The 1126-nt window shown below is 45.0% G+C and carries 1 protein-coding gene; it reads right to left on the minus strand.

Translation table 11 applies throughout. The annotated features are described in order from the left end of the window. Positions 1 to 1034: IS4 family transposase (locus RJ41_RS14520; protein ID WP_039222291.1), on the minus strand; the 1034-nt coding region annotated here is incomplete at its 3' end. Between the last annotated feature and the right edge of the window lie 92 nt (positions 1035 to 1126).

A 1126-nucleotide genomic window follows, 5' to 3' on the forward strand; every position in this document is an offset into this window, starting at 1 on the left:
CCCCATAACTCTTGCTCAACCATGTCAGGTCGCTTACTCCGAAGCGTGTATTCACTATTCAATAGCGTCTGCTTCATCTCTCGGTACCCTAATTCAATTTCCCAGCGATGGCTGTATAAGTCTACAATCTCGTCACTGGGATAGCGCATGACATCGGTAAGAGATGTAAGAATTCGACACTCTTTTCCTCGAATTTTCTTCGTAATGAGTCGCGCTTCAATCTCATCGGGAAGCGTGGGGAATTTCTTTCTCGCTTGAGGTGTGGTTGTTAGTTTCACCCGTTTATCTACACGGCTATAGCTCTCTAATACTTCAAACTGGAGGCCTTTTCTGGCGGGTATCATCCAGTGTCTTTCTTGTCCTTCGCTATGCCATTGGTGGAGTAAGCCCAACGAATAAAAACCACGGTCAAACATAGTGAGCGAGTGATTAGGCGTGTCTTCAATTAGCTGCTCGGCTAGCACCATTTCGTTAGACTTATATTTATCGAACGCACTGTTTACAAGTTGATGACTTGTCAGTTCCATCTGGCAGACCATGCGAATCTGAGGAAAGGCTGTATCGCCATATTGTGTGCTACCAGAGCCATATTTTTCACGGTTCTCCGCAGTATCAGCCGTTCGCCAAACGACACCATCGACACCAAGTAAATTCAACCCGTTCCATGTTTCGAATTGATTCTGCTGGTACCAATGTTTAGCCATCTTTTTAAAAGACTGTTCAACGGCCTCAGTTCCCAAGCGCTGACGCGCTTGAACCATAGCGCTTGGCGCTACGAGCGGTGCTTTACCGGGCAACGCGATATCCATCTTAGTGGCAATATTCCACACTGATTCTTGCCTAAAAAGACTCATGCCCATGACACACCACATTACCGACTCAAGCGGTAAGCGACGCTTTCTAACGGTTGCCACACCTGCTTCTACAAAGGCCTCATCAATAATTGAAGGGTCTAAGAAAGTTGAGAGTTTTTCAAATGAGTGAAACTGGGTACTGGCGTTGAAAGCAGTATCTAACGCTGTTTTGATATCCATAAAAAAATCCGATGGCAAATGCTCATCGGATTTTTACATCTATAAAAGATCGGTCAACCGATCGCTAAAATATTTCTTAACTGATCGGCATT

Origin of the sequence: Alteromonas marina (assembly GCF_000808575.1) — a bacterium.
In the GTDB taxonomy this organism is placed as follows: Bacteria; Pseudomonadota; Gammaproteobacteria; order Enterobacterales; family Alteromonadaceae; genus Alteromonas; species Alteromonas marina_A.